The sequence below is a fragment of the Dyella caseinilytica genome, assembly GCF_016865235.1.
GTDB classification, from domain to species: Bacteria; Pseudomonadota; Gammaproteobacteria; order Xanthomonadales; family Rhodanobacteraceae; genus Dyella_B; species Dyella_B caseinilytica.
Genome location: NZ_CP064030.1, coordinates 1,465,072 through 1,482,011, shown reverse-complemented (window position 1 = coordinate 1,482,011; position 16,940 = coordinate 1,465,072). Strand labels below are relative to the sequence as shown.

The window sequence follows — 16,940 nt, the reverse complement described above, 5'->3', positions numbered from 1 at the left end:
AAACCGGGAAAATAACGGTCGAGCATATTCGCCTGCCCTGCCGCTGCCTAGATCCATGTGTCTGTTGTAGATATCCACCCGTCAACCTTGCAAGCGCCACGGACAAGCCTTCAAGAACGCGCCTGCTGACATAACGTTGTCAGCAGGTTTTTGCGGGTATGGAGGGGGCTGGTTTGACCAGCTTGGTATAGTGACTGATTCCCCCATATCGACGCGTCATGGACACCATACGTATTCGCGGCGCACGCACGCACAACCTCAAAAACATCGATCTGGACCTGCCCCGCGACCGGCTGATCGTAATTACGGGCCTGTCCGGCTCGGGCAAATCCTCGCTGGCGTTCGACACCATTTATGCCGAGGGACAGCGCCGCTACGTGGAGTCGCTGTCGGCCTATGCGCGGCAATTCCTGTCCATGATGGAAAAGCCGGATGTCGACCATATCGAGGGCCTGTCACCGGCCATCTCGATTGAGCAGAAATCCACCTCGCACAATCCGCGTTCGACCGTGGGCACCATTACCGAGGTCTACGACTATCTGCGTCTGCTGTACGCGCGCGTCGGCACGCCACGCTGTCCGGACCATGGCATCCCGCTGGAAGCGCAGACGGTCAGCCAGATGGTCGACACCACGCTGGCGCTGGATCCCGAAAAGCGCTTCATGCTGCTGGCGCCGGTGATCCGTGAGCGCAAGGGCGAGCATGTGCAGGTGTTCGAGCAACTGCGTGCGCAGGGTTTCGTGCGCGCCCGCGTAGACGGCATCGTGTATGACCTGGATGCCGTGCCGCCGCTTACCTTGCGCCAGAAGCACACGATCGAAGTAGTGATCGATCGCTTCCGACCGCGCGACGACATCAAGCAGCGTCTGGCCGAATCTTTCGAGACCGCGCTGCGCCTGGGCGACGGGCTGGTGATCGTGGTCGACATGGACGCCGGGCAGGGAAGCCCAAGTGCCGCGGGCGCAGGACGCGCAGGAGCAGCCGACCCCAAAGCCAGCGAACAATTGTTTTCCTCGCGCTATTCGTGCCCGGTCTGCGATTACTCGCTGCCGGAATTGGAACCGCGACTGTTCTCGTTCAACTCGCCGGTCGGCGCCTGCCCTACTTGCGATGGTTTGGGCGTGACCCAGGTGTTTTCGGCCGAGCGTGTGGTTGGTCATGCCGAGCTTTCACTCGCTGGCGGTGCGGTGCGCGGCTGGGATCGGCGCAATGCCCACTACTTTCAGTTGATCCTGTCGCTGGCCAATCACTACGGCTTCGATGTCGACACGCCGTGGCAGAAACTGCCGAACAAGGTGCAGCAGGCGGTGCTGTACGGCAGCGGTAACGAGAAGATCGCCTTCCGCTATCTCACCGAGCGCGGCGGCAAGGTCACGCGCGAGCATGCTTTCGAAGGCATCCTGCCGAATCTGGAGCGCCGCTACAAAGAAACCGAATCATCGGCCGTGCGCGAAGAGCTGGCCAAATTCATCAGCGACCATCCCTGCCCCGATTGCGGTGGGCAGCGCCTGAATCGTTCGGCACGCAACGTGTTTGTCGCCGATCAGCCTTTGCCGCTGCTGACGTCGCGCTCGATCGACGATGCGCTGGATTTCTTCGAGAAACTCAAGCTCGCCGGCTGGCGTGGCGAAATCGCTGTGAAGATCGTGAAGGAAATTCGCGAGCGTCTGAGCTTTCTCAACGACGTGGGCCTGAATTACCTCACGCTCGATCGTCAAGCCGACACGCTGTCGGGTGGTGAAGCGCAACGCATCCGTCTGGCCTCGCAGATCGGCGCCGGTCTCGTCGGCGTGATGTACGTGCTGGACGAACCATCCATCGGCCTGCACCAACGCGATAACGAGCGTCTGCTCGGCACGCTGACGCGCCTGCGCGATCTTGGCAATACGGTGATCGTGGTCGAGCACGACGAGGACGCGATTCGCGCTGCCGACTACGTCCTGGATATCGGTCCGGGCGCAGGTGTGCACGGCGGTGAAGTGGTTGCCAAAGGCACGTTGAAAGACATTCTTGCAGCACCACGCTCGCTGACCGGCCAATACCTTTCCGGTAAGCGCGAAATCAAGGTTCCCTCTGAGCGTCGCGAACAGCTCGACAAGGAATCCTGGCTGTACCTCAAGGGCGCCAGCGGCAACAACCTGAAAAATGTCGATCTGGCGATTCCAGCCGGCTTGTTCACCTGCGTGACGGGTGTGTCCGGCTCGGGCAAATCCACCCTGATCAACGACACGCTGTTCGCACTGGCTGCCGCGGAATTGAATGGCTCCAGCACGCAAGCGGCACCGTACAAATCGGTGGAAGGCCTGGATCTGTTCGACAAGGTCGTCGATATCGACCAATCGCCCATCGGCCGCACGCCGCGTTCCAATCCAGCCACCTACACCGGCCTGTTCACCCCGCTGCGCGAACTGTTCGCGCAGGTGCCGGAAGCGCGCTCACGTGGTTATACAGCAGGCCGCTTCAGCTTCAACGTGCGCGGCGGCCGCTGCGAAGCCTGCGAAGGCGACGGCATGATCAAGGTGGAAATGCACTTCCTGCCTGACGTATATGTGCCTTGCGACGTCTGCCACGGCAAGCGTTACAACCGCGAAACGCTGGAAATTCTCTACAAAGGCCACACCATCGCCGACGTGCTCGGCATGACAGTGGAAGATGCCGCCAAATTGTTCGAAAACGTGCCGGTGATCGCGCGCAAGCTCGATACCTTGCGCGCAGTGGGTCTGGATTACATCAAGCTCGGCCAGAGCGCGACCACGCTATCGGGTGGCGAAGCGCAACGCGTCAAGCTATCCAAGGAGCTCTCCAAACGCGAAACCGGGCGCACGCTCTACATCCTCGACGAACCCACCACCGGCCTGCACTTCCACGATATCGAGCAATTGCTCGACGTACTGCATCAGCTGGTGGATCAGGGCAATACCGTGGTGGTGATCGAGCACAACCTCGATGTCATCAAGACCGCCGACTGGATCGTCGACCTCGGGCCTGAAGGTGGGTCCGGCGGTGGCCGCATCCTGGTCACCGGCACGCCGGAAACGGTGGCAGCCACCCCTAGTTCGCACACCGGCCGTTTCTTGGCTTCTCATCTCAAACCCGTCAAAGCCACGCGGCCCAAAGTCGAAACCAACAACAGCAAAGCCAAGCCAAAGCGCAAAGTAGCCTCATGACCACACTATCCAACGATGCCAACGAAGCGATCGTGCCGCTTTATATCGCCTCGATCAGCGTACGCTGGCGCGATCTGGACGCGTTCAATCACGTCAACAACTCCAGCTATCTCACCTTCCTGGAAGAGTCGCGCCTGCAATGGCTGCAAAGCCTGAAAGGCCCTTGGATGACTGATCATGCCATGCCGGTGATGGCAGCCAGCCAAATCAACTATCGCCTGCCGATCGAATGGCCTGCCCAGTTGCATGTGGAGCTGTTCTGCACACGCCTGGGCAACAGCTCGATGACCGTTGGACACCGCATTGTTGATGCTGACAACAAGAACAAGCTCTATTGCGACGGGCATGTCGTGATGGTGTGGATGGATCCGGCCAGCGGTAAATCCGTATCGCTGCCCCAGCCGATCAAAGACGCAGCTGCGTCCGTCAACGTCTAAGCGAACATCCCGACTTTCTGCACATGGGAGACATCACCGCCATGGAAATTCAGCCCTATCTCTACTTCGACGGCCGCTGTGAAGAGGCTATTGCGTTCTACATCGACGCCCTTGGTGCCACCGAACTGATGAAGATGCGCTACAAGGATGCGCCAAACGATTCGGCATATCCGACGCCATCGCACATGGCCGACAAGATCCTTCATGCCACGCTGGCCATCGGCAAAACGCATGTGCTGATGGCGGACAGCAGCGATGAAAAAGTCTCCCACTCTGGCTTCAACCTTTCGGTGACCGCGCCGGATGTCGCAACAGGCGAAAAGTGCTTCAACGCGCTGGCGCAAGGCGGAAAGATCGGCATGCCCTTCCAGAAGACCTTCTGGACCGACGGCTTCGGCATGCTGGTCGACAAGTTTGGTGTGCCTTGGATGGTTAACGTAAGGCCGGAAGGGCAGTAGCCAAGCAAGTCCTGAAGCGCACAAGAACGGCCTGTGGTAGCGACACACTCGCCGCCACAGTCCGCTCGTTATGATCGGAGCACGTTATCCGCCAAGGGAGTGCCTCATGACGATCCAACACCGAACCGCCCTCGCCATTGCCTGTGCCGTTTGCTTCAGCGCGTCGCTGGCCCAGGCCACCGACAATGCGTCGATAACGCTGTATCGCAGCGACAGCGCCAGCCTTTATGCGAGCAATAGCGGCGGCACGGTTGATGAGGGTTATGCCGTGGTGCGCGAGCAGCGCAGTATGGATCTGCAGGCCGGCGTACATGACGTGGTGCTCGGCAACCTGCCGAACAATCTGGATGCCGAAGCCATCGCGCTGGGGTTTCCAGGTGGCGAAGCGAAAGTCGTCTCGCAGCGGCTGCTGCTTGGCCAGGGCGCCAACGCCGCACTCACCGGCCTGACCGGCAGCAATATCAGCGTACTTGGTGACAACGGCCAGCCATTAGCCAATGGGACCTTGTTGCGCGCCGGCGACGAAGGACTGATTGTCCGCAATGCAAGCGGCGGCACCACACTGATCCGCAACTACGCAGCCGTGAATACCACCAGCAGCAACTTCCCTACCGGCTCCAGCCTGGTTTTGCGCGTGGATGCCTCGCGTACCGGCAACACCACCGCCGTACTCAGCTACCCGACCTCGGGCATCGGCTGGCGCGCGGCATATGTTGCGACGTTGGCACCGGGCAATAGCTGCAGCATGCAGTTTGAATCGCGCGCCAGCATCGCCAACCGCAGCGGCAGCAATTGGCAGGACGCCAAACTGACGCTGATTGCCGGCGAGCCGAATTTTGCCAGGGCCAACGGACCGCGCCCCATGATGATGATGAAAGCCATGGCAGCGCCTGTCGCCGCGGAAGCGATGCCCGAGCAATCCTCCATGGGCGACTACCGCAGCTATACCTTGCCTGCTCCTGTTGATCTGCCCGACGGCAGCGTCAGCCAGGTGCCTCTCTACGCCACGCGTACCCTGAGTTGCGAACGTACAACGTTGTATACAACGGGCAGCCCATGGACGCCGTCGCGACCGATGATCAACAGCATTATTAATAGCGGCGGCATGAGTAGCGGCATAACCAGTGCATTGCGGTTTACGGCCTTCGACAGCCTGCCGGCTGGCTATCTGCGTGTCCTGACGGCTGATCGCAACAACGTGCCACAGTTCATCGGCGAGGGACGCGTTGACGACACCCCCAAAGGCACCGACGTCACCATGACGCTGGGCACCGTCTTCGACCTGCAAGGTGATCAGGAGCGCACGAACTTTCATGTCGACAAAGCCGGACGCACCATGGATGAAGCCTATCGCGTCACGCTCACCAACGCCGGCGACAGCGTACGTACCGTGACCGTACGCGAGTACCCCTACCGCTGGCGCACCTGGACGGTGACTTCGTCCAGCGTCAAGCCGAGCAAGCAGACCACCGATACGCTGGAATTCAAGGTCGATGTACCTGCCAACGGCAAGGCCGTGCTTGATTATGCCGTGCGTTATACCTGGACAGCGGATAACGATCCGCAGTCATAATCTCCATAGTCGCGATCAAGCTACCATTCGTCGTCCCGGCCTTCGCCGGGGCGACAGTGCAAGCGCACACATCCAAGTAAATCCAATATCGCAAGCCGCAACGCTTCCGGAGCCGCACCATGCTCAACCTCACCAAGCACGACGCCGTTACCGAAATCCAACTGGCGCGGCCACCGGTCAACGCGCTCAACCTGGACCTGTTGCGTGCCATCCAGGGTGCCATCGCTGACGCTGTACGCGATGGTGCGCGTGGCATCATGCTATCGGGTGCGCAAGGCATGTTCTCTGCCGGCGTAGACGTACCGGCATTGCTTACGCGCGACCGCACCGGCGTGCGTGAATTCTGGCGCGAGTTCTTCGCCACCTGTGCTGCGCTGGCGCATTCACCCGTGCCGGTAGCCGCTGCGATCACTGGCCACAGCCCTGCAGGTGGCGCAGTGCTTTCGCTGTTCTGTGACTACCGCGTGATGGCGCGAGGCCCCTATCGCATTGGCTTGAACGAAGTGCAGGTTGGGCTGGTCGCGCCCGATTGCATCCAGATGGCTCTGCGCCGCATCGTCGGCAACTATCGCGCGGAACGCCTGCTGGTGTCCGGCGCACTGATTGATGCGGAGCAGGCACTGGCTTGCGGACTCGTCGACGAACTCGCCAACGTGGATGAAGTCACCCACCGCGCACTGCACTGGTTGAACGAAACCCTCGCCCTGCCCGCGCACGCCATGCTGGCCACGCGCAAGATTGCACGTACCGATCTGACCAGTGCTTACGCTGATATCGATGCGTTACCGATCGACACCTTTGTTGATGCGTTTTTCCATCCGGAAACGCAGGCGACTTTGCAGGCGCTGGTGGCGAGGCTCAAGAGCAAGGCAAAATAAGCAACTCTACCTTGACGCTCACGCACACCTCACCGTCATTCCGGCGAAGACCGGATTCCATGGCCAGTACGAAGCGTGGATTCCGGCCTTCGCCGGAATGACATTAAGGCAAGTTTGCTCTTACACCACATATGGAGATGCCTGAGCCTTCGGGTGAAGATTCAATCAGGCTGTCGTTACGATCCACTACCCGTCGCCACCGACCGCGATGGATCACTCACCCATCCACTCCATGACGGCGCATAAAGCCGCGAACCGGCAAGACCCGCATGCTCCATCGCCAGCAGGTTATGGCATGCAGTGACGCCTGACCCGCACATATGCACCACCTGCTCCGGCTTATGGTTACCCATCACCGCCAGAAACTCCTGGCGCAAGACAGCCGCCGACTTGAAGCGGCCATCGGGTTGCAGGTTCTCGGAAAATGGCCGATTCGCCGCACCAGGCACATGACCGGCCGCACGATCCAACGGCTCGACTTCGCCCAGATAGCGTGATGTGGCGCGTGCATCGAGCAGCAGATCGTGCTTCAAATGAGCAACCGCTGCGTGGTCGACCAGAACTTGGACGGGGTCATAGTGCAGCGACACCGACGTTTGCGCGGGCTGCGGAATGTCCTGGGATACGAGCTGGTCTGCTGCTGTCCATGCGGCATAGCCGCCATCGACCACGGCCACCTGCTTGACGCCGCACAAGCGCAGCAACCACCAAAGTCGCGCGGCAGCCAACGCGCCATTGCCGGCGTCATAGCACACGACCTGCAATCCGGGATGCCAGCCCCACCGGCTCAGCGCGACGGAAAACACTTCTTCCGTCGGCAAAGGATGACGCCCGAGTCCCATAGGGATGCGAGAGAGATCGGAAAGGTCACGGTCCAGGCTGGCAAATACGGCACCGGGAATATGCGCTGCGCGGTAATCGCGTTCGCCTTTGCCGGCGTCGAACTGGTCGTAACGGCAATCGACGATCAACACCTCGGATGGCGGCAGCGCGGCCAGCTCGGTTACGGAAATCAAAGTCGTTTTCATGGACGCTCCATCCTTTGCAGCAGGTTCTGCAACATCGCAGCCGTGGCGCCCCAGATACGATGTCCGTCGTGTTGGAATTCCACCATCTCGCGCCGGCGGCCACGGTAGTCCATCACATAGCGCTTCAGATTGCCTGGCTCCAGAAAGAACGCCAGCGGCACCTCAAACACTTCGGCCACTTCACCGGGGGCCGGACGAAAGTTTGCATCGTCGGCAATGCGTGCGACGACGGGCGTGATACAGAAACCGCTGATGGTTTCAAAGCAATCGAGATAACCAAGCGGTGTAACCAAGCGGCGATCCAGGCCAATCTCTTCTTCGCTTTCACGCAGCGCCGTGGTGAGCGCGTCGCCATCCGCCGGATCAGTGCGCCCGCCGGGAAAGGCAACCTGCCCCGCGTGCGAACTCAGATGATCCGTGCGCACCGTGAACACCATGCGCGGCATGGCCTCGCCACGCAGACCGATCAGCACCGCTGCCGGTGTGCGCGGCTCATCGCCAAGCAGATCGGTCATCTGGGCATGGTTCCAGCCGGGCGCAGCCGGCGGCTGGGACAGCGGGCGCAGGGCGTGCAGCAGCGATTCCATCACGCGGACTCGCGTGCGGGCAGCACCACGTCCATGTAGTGGGTCCGCTCGGTCTCGCTCATGCTGCGCCACCGTGCGATCTCGTCGCCGGTGCGGTGACAGCCGAGGCAATAGCCGTGCGGATCGAGCCGGCAGATGCCGACACAGGGGCTAAGGATGGCTTGCTGGGAAAGTGGGGAATCGTTCGACATTCTCCCAACATGCTAACGCAGGCGCCTTCCTTACGTCAGGGCCCCGTCCCCTCGGGATTCGGCGGCTTGATGTCCAGCAGCTCGATATCGAATACCAGCGCCTGGTTCGGGCCGATGCGCGGCAAGGCCCCTTGCTTGCCATAGGCCAGCGAGGATGGGATGACCACCTTCCAGCGATCGCCCACATGCATGCGCGGAATCACGTATTGCCAGCCGCGAATCACGCTATCCAAGGTGAAGCTGACCGGCGAGCCGTGGGCCCAGGTGCTGTCGAACTCGGTACCATCGATCAGCATGCCGCGGTAGTTCACCGTCACCAGGCTATCCATCCCCGGGTTGACGGTGCCGTCGCCTTTTTTGATCACTGAATATTGGATGCCCGACGGCAACTGCACCACGCCCGACAAGGTCGCGTTGTGGGCCAGGAATTCCGCACTGTTGCGCGCATTATCGTCAGCGATGCGGTTGAATTCGGCCAGCGCCTGCTCGTGCATGAGCTCGCCGAGGCTGGCGATTTGCTGATACATCTCTTCTTTGGAGAACGCCGCCGGACGCTTGGCGTACGCATCCTGCATAGCCTTTTGCAATACAGCCATGTCCACCGGGAAAGTCCCGTGGGAAAACTGTGTGCCGAGGTGGTAGCCGATGGCATAGGAGAGCTTGTACTTGTCCAGCTTTACCGTCACCGGCGGCGGCTGTGGCGATGGATTGGGCGCAGCCGGCCTCTGCTGCGCCAGCACCCCAGATGCGGCGAGCAGCAGAAAACCTGAAACCAGCCAACGCGTGTTTGCCATTACTTTCTCCGTTGCGGCAAGCATACGGTCAAAGACGCCATCCTAAGGGGTTCGAGCGTTTGATGCAGCTATGCCGGCCGTTCGGCATCGTCGTAAGAGTCTGTCTGAGAAAGCCGGAAGGCAGCAAAGGTTCCCGCTGCTAAAATCCCGGCTTCATGTTCACACGGAGCCCGAGATGGCCTACCGCAACCTCGAGATCGGCAATCGCGATGCCGTACGCACGATCACCGTCAACCGGCCAGACAAGCTCAACGCCTTGAATCGCGAGACTTTGAACGAACTCACCCTCGCCTTCAACCAGGCCGCTCAGGACGACAGCGTGCGCGCCATCGTACTGGCCGGCGCGGGCGACAAGGCCTTCGTTGCCGGCGCAGACATCAGCGAGATGAACGGCTACACGCCAGTTCAGGCGCAGAGCTTCTCACGCACAGGCCAGCGGTTGATGAGCACCATCGAACGTCTTGGCAAGCCGGTCGTAGCACGCATTCAGGGGTTTGCACTGGGCGGCGGCATGGAGCTGGCGATGGCCTGCCACCTGCGCATTGCCGGCGAAAAGGCAAAGTTCGGCCAGCCGGAAATCAATCTTGGCCTGATCCCCGGCTTCGGCGGCACCCAGCGCCTTCTGCGCCTGGCTGGTCGCGGCGCCGCACTTGAGCTATGCCTGACCGGCGGCACCATCACGGCGCAGCGTGCTTATGAGCTGGGCGTAGTGAACCGAGTGGTCGCGCCGGAAGCGCTGGACGAGACGGTCAATGCGCTCGCCGATCAACTCGCCGCCGCGCCGCTGGCCGCCGCCGGCATTCTGGATTGTGTGTTGCAGGGCGGCGAAACATCGATTGATCAGGGACTGGAGTTCGAGACCCAGGCCTTTGCGCTCGCGTTTGCAACCGAGGACATGCGGGAAGGCACAGCGGCGTTTCTGGAGAAGCGCAAGGCCGTCTTTAAGGGCGTGTAAATCGGGAGTCGTGAACAGGGAATCGCAGGAGCGTCGCCTGGCAAGGTTGCCGACGACCGCCCTCAACGATTCCCGCCACGGTCAATGCGCGCCACGATACTTCTTCTCACCCGCGGTAATACGCAGATCCAACCTGTTTTCCGGTGGCGCCAGCGGGCATGTGGCGAAGGATGTAAATGCACACGGCGGGTTGTAGGCCTTGTTGAAATCCAGCACAACCTTGCCGTTCACCGGCAGCGCGGCGTAGAGAAAACGCGCTGCGCCGTAAGTTTCGTGGCCCGAAGTACGGTCGGCGAGCACGAAAAACAGTTCGCCACCCGGTTCTTCCTGGTACGGCAGCAGCTCATAGGTGTGTCCGTCACGGGTAAACACGGCCTTGCCCGGCACCTTTACCGTATCGATGGTGCCGATCACCGAGCCCATCTGCAGATCGTGTGGCGGATTGAACGGCACCCAGTCTGCGACGATGTGCCAAGTCGGATCGATCGGGAAATAATCGATACCGAGAAAATGTTGACGGGTCGCTGCAGATGAATCCTTCGCACGCAGCGCCTTGCGACCTTCGCGATCAATCACGTAGAAATTGGCCGTGCCAAACGCCACCGTAGTCGGCGAAGCATTGCCAGTAACATGCGCATCATCGATCAACGTAGCCTCGCTCACCGACCTGCCATCAATGGTGGCGCCGCTGCCATCGGCCAGCTTGATGTGCACCTGTCCGGATTTGTCCAGGGTCACAACGCCCAGATGCGCTGGCCCTGCCTGCAACACCACATCGTTGTCCGGCGCGCTGCCGACCTTGTTGGCACCTTCTTGCAGCCATTCCAGTCCGATCAGGCTGAGCCAGCCTTCTGGTGCGGTCAGTCGCGCGACACGCTCGGCGCGCCATTGCTCGATGCCTTGCTGGTAAGCATCCGGCGTCACGGTTTGATTGGGAGTTTCAGCGTGCACGAGAACCACTCCAGTACTTAGGATGAGTCCGGCAAGGACATGACGCCACATGGGGTTCGCTCCGCTCAGGACAAGGCCAGAGGGCAGTATGGACGTCCATTTTCGAAAGAGACAGGCTTTGCCTAACGACCACGAAGAAAAAGCTTATCCAGTTCCGTCATACCCATTTGCACCCAGGTGGGGCGACCATGGTTGCATTGGCCGGAACGCTCGGTGGCTTCCATCTCGCGCAGCAAGGCATTCATTTCCGGCATCGTCAGGCGCCGCCCGGCGCGTACCGAACCATGACATGCCATGGTGGAAAGCAATTCGTTTTCCAGTTCCTGCAACTGGCGTGAGCTGCCGTGCTGGGCCAGCTCACCCAGCACGCTGCGCGTGAGCTCGGCCACGTCCGCACCTTCCAGCAAGGCTGGAATGCGCCGCACGACCACAGCCGAGGGACCGCTGCGTGAGAGTTCCAGCCCCCATTCCGCCAGCGCATCGCCATGCTCTTCGGCTGCGGCCGCTTCTTTCGCGCTGACGGCTACCGACAAGGGCACCAGCAAAATCTGCGATCGAAGATTGCTGCAGACACGACCGTTCTTGAGCTTTTCGTAGGTAATGCGCTCGTGTGCAGCATGCATGTCGACCAACACGAGACCATGTGCATTCTCAGCCAGAATGTAAATGGTCTTCAGCTGCGCAATCGCATAACCCAGCGGTGGCGCTTCGCCATCGTTCGCCGGTGGCATGGGCTGCGCCGGTTGCACCTGGGCTGTGGCAACATCACCTAGCAAAGCTGCATAACCGGCCAAAGGTTCTTCGCGTACACCAAGCTGCAGACGGCTTTGGGAGAAGCTATTGCCACCCTGCCAGCTTCCTCCTGGCCGAGTTGAAAGCGGCAAAGCAGGTGCCGTTGCAGCCAGCGCAGGTTCCCATGCCTGGGTTTCGGACGGCACGTTCTGGCCTGCACGCGTTTCCGCCAAGGCTTCGTGCAACGTGCGGAACAGGAAATCATGCACCAGCCGCTGCTCGCGAAAACGCACTTCGCTTTTGGCAGGATGCACGTTCACATCCACGCCGACCGGGTCCAGCTCCAGGTACAGCACGAACGCCGGATGACGGCCGTGAAACAACACATCGGCGTAGGCCTGACGCACCGCGTGAGCCACCACGCGATCACGCACCAGCCGGCCGTTGACGTAGAAATACTGCGAGTCCGCTTGTGGACGCGATGCCGTTGGTAGACCTACCCAGCCGGACAAACGCATACCTGCTGAAGCGTGATCAATGCGCAAGCTCTGTTGCGGAAACGTCTCGCCCAGCACTTCGGCCACGCGTGCCAACATCGCCCGGTCATCACGCGCCGCTTTCCATACACGCACGGATTTGCCGTTGTGACTCAGACGAAACTCAACACTGCGGCGGGCCAACGCCAGCGATTTAAGCAAGTCGTCGATATGCGCGAACTCGGTGCGTTCAGCGCGAAGAAATTTCCGCCGCGCCGGCACGTTGTAGAACAGGTCGCGCACTTCCACGCTGGTGCCCTGCGGATGTTGGGCAGGGCGTGCGGCCTGCATGCGGCCGCTGTCCACTTCGATGCGAAAAGCCTGATCTTCGCCGCGCAACCGCGAGGTGATCGCAAATCGCGCCACCGACGATACGGAAGCCAACGCTTCGCCACGAAAGCCCATGCTCGCGACATGCTCGAGATCGTCGAAACTACCGATCTTGCTGGTGGCATGCGAAGCGACCGCCAGCGAAAGATCGTCCGCGGCAATGCCATCGCCATCGTCACGCACGCGGATCAGGCGTGCACCGCCGAGTTCGATATCGACTTCGATGCGCGTGGCGCCTGCGTCGAGGCTATTTTCAACCAGTTCCTTGACGACCGACGAGGGCCGTTCGATCACCTCGCCTGCGGCGATCTGGTTGATAAGGTCGGGGGGAAGCGGTCGGATCCGGGACATGGGGCGCAAGCTTAGCAGTGAGCGCCCTCGGGACGCGCTAGCTCCTTTTACGCAAGTGGCACTGGTTCTGACTGTTCGCAGGCCGCAGGGACGTCGACGCACGCGGGGAGAGCACATGGATGTGCTCGGTTTTGAGGAGCGAGGAAAGCAGACCGGCCGTCTGTCGAGTCGACGGACCGATGGCGTGCGGACAGTCAGGGCCAGTGCCGCTTGCGTAAAAGGGGTTAGCCCGCCCCCTGATCAACTATCCGGAATCTCCAGCATGGTGCCGACACGCACGCTGTTGCTGTTGATGCCATTGATACTCTTGAGCGAATCCACGCTCACGCCGTACTGCTTGGCAATGCTGCGCAGAGTCTCGCCGTTGGCGACGCGGTGCATGTCACGTACGTCGCTGTCTGCCGGTGTGGAGGCACTGGCCAGCTTGTCTTCCGACTTGCCAGCGCTCGCAACCTCACTGCCACCCAGGTTGACACCCTTGCTGCGTGCCGCCTCCATCGCAAACCACGTGCCCGGCGGTGGATTGCTCGTGAAATAGCCCTTCACGCCATCCATGATGGCGGAAGCAAGCTGCTGCTGATGGCCGGGATCGCCCAGCTTACGCTCCTCGACCGGATTGCTGATGAAGGCTGTCTCGACCAGGATCGATGGCACGTCCGGCGAACGCAGCACGACGAAGTTGGCGTGCTCGACATAGCCGCGATGCGTAGGACCCAGCGCCGACAGCGCGTTCAGCACGTTCTGGGCAACCGTTTCGCTCGCCTGCACCGCCCAGCCCTGCTGCATATCGAGCAGCACGGAAGCCAGACTGTCGTTCTCTGACGCCAGCGATACGCCGCCGATCAGGTCGGAACTGTTTTCACGATCGGCCAGCATCTGCGCCGCCACCGAGCTCTTGCCGCGCGAGGACAGCACCCACACGGACGAGCCGCGGGCGTCGCTGCCAGGATAGGAGTCGGCATGGATCGCCACGAACAGGTCAGCCTGGTTCTGGCGTGCGATTTCATAGCGCCGCTGGAGCGGAATGAAGTAGTCGCCGTCGCGGGTGAGGATGGCCTTCATGCCGGGCTGGCGATTGATCTGGGCAGCCAGCGCGCGCGCCACGGCGAGGGTTACGTCCTTTTCCAGTAGCCCATCAGGGCCGTGTGCACCCTGGTCCTTGCCGCCGTGACCGGCGTCGACCGCCACAATCACTTGGCGCTGACTGTTGAGCAACACCGCAGCCTGCCGCGTGGTCACACCCTTGCGGCTGGTCAGCTTGCTGCTGGCGTTGATGACCACCGGATCCGGCGCAGCAGCTGGCGCCGCCGCATCGGCAGCATCATCGGCCCCGGACGAAGCCGGCGCAGGCTGGCTGGCAGCCGCCACCTTCATCGGAGGAATGCTGGGCGCGGCAACCGCCTTGGCCGGTGCTGCGTTGCCATCGGCGCCCGGATAGAGATCCAGCACCAGGCGATAGCCCGCCGTCCCCGAAGGACCAAGCACGAAGCTCTTGGGCTGGCTATTGGGCGCAACGGAGGCGGTCAGGCGCAACGAACCGTTTTGACTGCTGCTGTCCAAACCCTTGAAGAGGCCTTGGGCGGATGGCGTGAGACGTCCGGCAGAGCGGCTGTCGCTCAGTTCCAGCACGATCTGATCGCCTTGCTGACTGAGCTTGTACTTGGCCGGCCCGGAAAGATCGAAGACCACCCGGGTGTATTCGGGCCCTGCCCAGACGCGAGCGTTCTTCACGTCCGAGGCGTGGACAGCAATCGCCGGCCCCGCGGTCAAGAGCGCGGTGGCGGTCATGCAGATAGCGCGGATAAGGAGTCCCCTCATAACGCGGCATTGAAGCGCAGCGCTTTACTGAATGCAAGAGGTTTTCCTTTAAATATCCATAACCTGCAACCTATTCGTCAGACGAGCTCAAGCTATCGGCGCTAAGCGACGCATTTCACAGGCAAGGCTACATACCCTGCGCTGTTCAGTTTTCTTAGCCGAAACGGATACTTAGCGTTGATCCGACGATCAGCGCAGCCGGGCAAGCAATCGTTCGCCACGCGGCGTCTTCGGTTGCAGCCGCGCTTGGCGGCCCAGGCCGTCATAGCCGAGGTTCAGCTCCAGGTCGGCGGCCGGCAATGCGCCCTGCCCCCGCTCCGGCCATTCCACGAGTACGACAGCAGCCGGATCAGACAAGGCATCCAGCCCCAACCATTCGAGTTCACCCGGATCGGCGATGCGGTAGAGATCCAGGTGCCAGGCGGGACGCTGCATCGCCTGATAACCCTCGACCAGGCTGTAGGTGGGGCTCTTGATGCGCTCGCCCACACCCAATGCGGTGAGCAAAGCGCGGGCGAAACTGGTCTTGCCAGCACCCAGTTCACCACGCAGGTAGACGACCAGTCCGCCGTCCAATGCTTCGGCAACCCGGACACCCAATGCATGCGTCGCCGCTTCGTCGGGCAACGCCCACTGTTGCTCAGTCATGCGCAAACCCATTGCCGAGCGCGCGAAGCGGTTCAAGCAGATCACTGGCCAGCAATCCTCGTTCGCCATGATGCGCCGCCAGGTCACCAGCGCGAGCGTGCAAGCCAACGCCCATGCGAGCAGCATCCCACGCAGAACAACCCTGCGCGAGCAAAGCGGCAATCACGCCCGTAAGCAAGTCACCCATGCCGCCGGTAGCCATGCCGGGGTTGCCCCAGATACAGACGTCCAGACGTCCATCTGGATGCGCGACCAGACTGCCCGAACCTTTCAGCACAGCCACTGCACCGTAGCGTTGCGCCAGCGCACGTGCCGCAGCGAATCGATCGGTTTGCACCTGCGCAATGGTCGTACCAAGCAAACGCGCCGCTTCGCCTGGATGGGGCGTCAAGACAACGTGGCCATCGAAACGATGCGGCTCACGCGCCAACAAATTGAGCCCATCCGCGTCCAGCACCATCGGCTTGCCGCTATCCAGTGCGGTCAACCACAAGGCGTGCCCCCAAGCGCCTTGCCCGAGGCCAGGCCCCACTGCGAGCACATCCGCGCGATCCAGCAATGGCTGCAATTCCTGCGGCCCGTGTACGCCGTGCGCCATCAGCTCCGGGCGCGCACTGTTCAACGCAATGAGATTCTCGTTGCGCGTCGCGATGCTGACCAGACCTGCACCACTGCGCAGTGCAGCCTCACCACACAGGCGAATGGCACCGGCAGTGCCGCGATCGCCGCCGACCGCCAGCACATGCCCGCAGTCACCTTTGTGAGCATCGCGTGCGCGTGGCGGCAAATGCATGGCTTCCAACAAGGTCGCGTCGGTAGGCATGCCTTGCCAGAGGATTTCCGGCAACCCAAGTGTGTCGATCTGCAAACCGCCCACCTTCGTGGCAGCCTGACCGGTATACAGGCCACGCTTCGCTGCAATGAAGCTGACAGTCAGATCAGCGCGTACAGCGACGCCCGGGCATTCGCCGGTATCCGCATTCAAGCCGGAAGGGACATCCAGCGCCAGCACCGGCACCGCCGATGCGTTGATACGCTGAATCAGATTTGCTGCTGATGCTTCGGGGGCGCGATTCAAACCCGTCCCATACAGCGCATCCACGTAGACATCAGCCTGCGGCAAGGGCGCATCGTGTTGCCAATGACGAGAGGTACCTTCACTGCGCTGCCAGGTATCGCGCGCCAGAGCGGCATCACCGCGCGGGGCATCACTTAGCTCGATCACTTCGACCGCCATGCCTGCGCCATGAGCAAGGCTGGCCAGCAGATAGCCATCGCCACCGTTGTTGCCCGGACCGCAGAACACCACGATGCGCCGCGCCTCCGGCCAATGGCGACACAGCGCTGCAAAGGCAGCGGTAGCCGCCCGGTTCATCAATTCGAAGCCAGTGATGCCAAGATCATCGATGGCGCGCCGGTCAAGGGCGCGTACCTGTTCGACGGTATAGAGATCGCGATGATGCGGGGAGGAGTGCATCAGCCGATTATAGGCAGCGATTACAATAG

13 protein-coding genes and 1 pseudogene are annotated in these 16,940 nt (G+C 61.4%); 6 read left to right on the top strand and 8 right to left on the bottom strand.

Features of this window, described 5'->3' with window-relative positions:
* Positions 1–218 precede the first annotated feature (218 nt).
* The 5 genes from uvrA to ISN74_RS06280 all read left to right on the top strand — a co-directional run bounded on the left by uvrA (position 219) and on the right by ISN74_RS06280 (position 6,513).
* Entirely contained in the window at positions 219–3,167 is a 2,949-nt protein-coding gene (uvrA, locus tag ISN74_RS06300; RefSeq protein WP_188798436.1) for an excinuclease ABC subunit UvrA, read from the top strand.
* Positions 3,164–3,604, top strand: a complete 441-nt coding sequence (locus ISN74_RS06295) for an acyl-CoA thioesterase (protein ID WP_188798434.1) — start codon at positions 3,164–3,166, stop codon at positions 3,602–3,604. Before uvrA ends, ISN74_RS06295 begins: the two co-directional genes overlap by 4 nt.
* A gap of 41 nt (positions 3,605–3,645) precedes the next feature.
* The gene (locus ISN74_RS06290; protein WP_188798432.1) at positions 3,646–4,062 is read left to right on the top strand and encodes a VOC family protein; all 417 of its coding nucleotides are present in this window, start codon (positions 3,646–3,648) and stop codon (positions 4,060–4,062) included.
* A gap of 106 nt (positions 4,063–4,168) precedes the next feature.
* A complete protein-coding gene (locus tag ISN74_RS06285) occupies positions 4,169–5,635 on the top strand; it encodes a DUF4139 domain-containing protein (protein WP_188798430.1) in 1,467 nt (488 codons plus the stop codon).
* Positions 5,636–5,754: 119 nt separating this feature from the next.
* The gene (locus ISN74_RS06280) at positions 5,755–6,513 is read left to right on the top strand and encodes an enoyl-CoA hydratase/isomerase family protein (RefSeq protein WP_188798428.1); all 759 of its coding nucleotides are present in this window, start codon (positions 5,755–5,757) and stop codon (positions 6,511–6,513) included.
* Between the two features lie 176 nt (positions 6,514–6,689).
* Here ISN74_RS06280 and ISN74_RS06275 read toward each other — a convergent pair whose 3' ends face one another.
* The 3 genes and pseudogenes from ISN74_RS06275 to bamJ all read right to left on the bottom strand — a co-directional run bounded on the left by ISN74_RS06275 (position 6,690) and on the right by bamJ (position 9,113).
* Positions 6,690–7,541: a sulfurtransferase gene (locus ISN74_RS06275; RefSeq protein WP_188798426.1), complete on the bottom strand. Its 852-nt coding sequence runs from the start codon at positions 7,539–7,541 to the stop codon at positions 6,690–6,692.
* Positions 7,538–8,319, bottom strand: a pseudogene (locus ISN74_RS06270) (NUDIX hydrolase). The gene ISN74_RS06275 and the pseudogene ISN74_RS06270 overlap by 4 nt, the downstream one beginning before the upstream one ends.
* Positions 8,320–8,354: 35 nt before the next feature.
* Positions 8,355–9,113: a BamJ family beta-barrel-assembly machinery protein gene (gene bamJ / locus ISN74_RS06265; protein WP_188798424.1), complete on the bottom strand. Its 759-nt coding sequence runs from the start codon at positions 9,111–9,113 to the stop codon at positions 8,355–8,357.
* Between the two features lie 175 nt (positions 9,114–9,288).
* Here bamJ and ISN74_RS06260 point away from each other — a divergent pair, with 175 nt between their 5' ends.
* Positions 9,289–10,068: an enoyl-CoA hydratase/isomerase family protein gene (locus tag ISN74_RS06260; protein WP_188798423.1), complete on the top strand. Its 780-nt coding sequence runs from the start codon at positions 9,289–9,291 to the stop codon at positions 10,066–10,068.
* A gap of 81 nt (positions 10,069–10,149) precedes the next feature.
* Here the strand turns inward: ISN74_RS06260 and ISN74_RS06255 are convergent, their stop codons facing one another.
* The 5 genes from ISN74_RS06255 to ISN74_RS06235 form a co-directional block, all read right to left on the bottom strand.
* Positions 10,150–11,070, bottom strand: a complete 921-nt coding sequence (locus ISN74_RS06255; protein WP_188798421.1) for a DUF1684 domain-containing protein — start codon at positions 11,068–11,070, stop codon at positions 10,150–10,152.
* Positions 11,071–11,141: 71 nt separating this feature from the next.
* Complete coding sequence (mutL, locus tag ISN74_RS06250) at positions 11,142–12,968, bottom strand: DNA mismatch repair endonuclease MutL (RefSeq protein ID WP_188798419.1); 1,827 nt, start codon at positions 12,966–12,968, stop codon at positions 11,142–11,144.
* A 240-nt stretch (positions 12,969–13,208) separates the two neighbouring features.
* Positions 13,209–14,756, bottom strand: a complete 1,548-nt coding sequence (locus ISN74_RS06245) for an N-acetylmuramoyl-L-alanine amidase (protein WP_229679047.1) — start codon at positions 14,754–14,756, stop codon at positions 13,209–13,211.
* Between the two features lie 219 nt (positions 14,757–14,975).
* The gene (tsaE, locus tag ISN74_RS06240) at positions 14,976–15,434 is read right to left on the bottom strand and encodes a tRNA (adenosine(37)-N6)-threonylcarbamoyltransferase complex ATPase subunit type 1 TsaE (RefSeq protein ID WP_188798415.1); all 459 of its coding nucleotides are present in this window, start codon (positions 15,432–15,434) and stop codon (positions 14,976–14,978) included.
* Positions 15,427–16,911 carry an NAD(P)H-hydrate dehydratase gene (locus tag ISN74_RS06235; protein WP_188798406.1) on the bottom strand — a complete coding sequence of 495 codons (1,485 nt, stop codon included), beginning with the start codon at positions 16,909–16,911 and terminating at the stop codon, positions 15,427–15,429. Before ISN74_RS06235 ends, tsaE begins: the two co-directional genes overlap by 8 nt.
* Between the last annotated feature and the right edge of the window lie 29 nt (positions 16,912–16,940).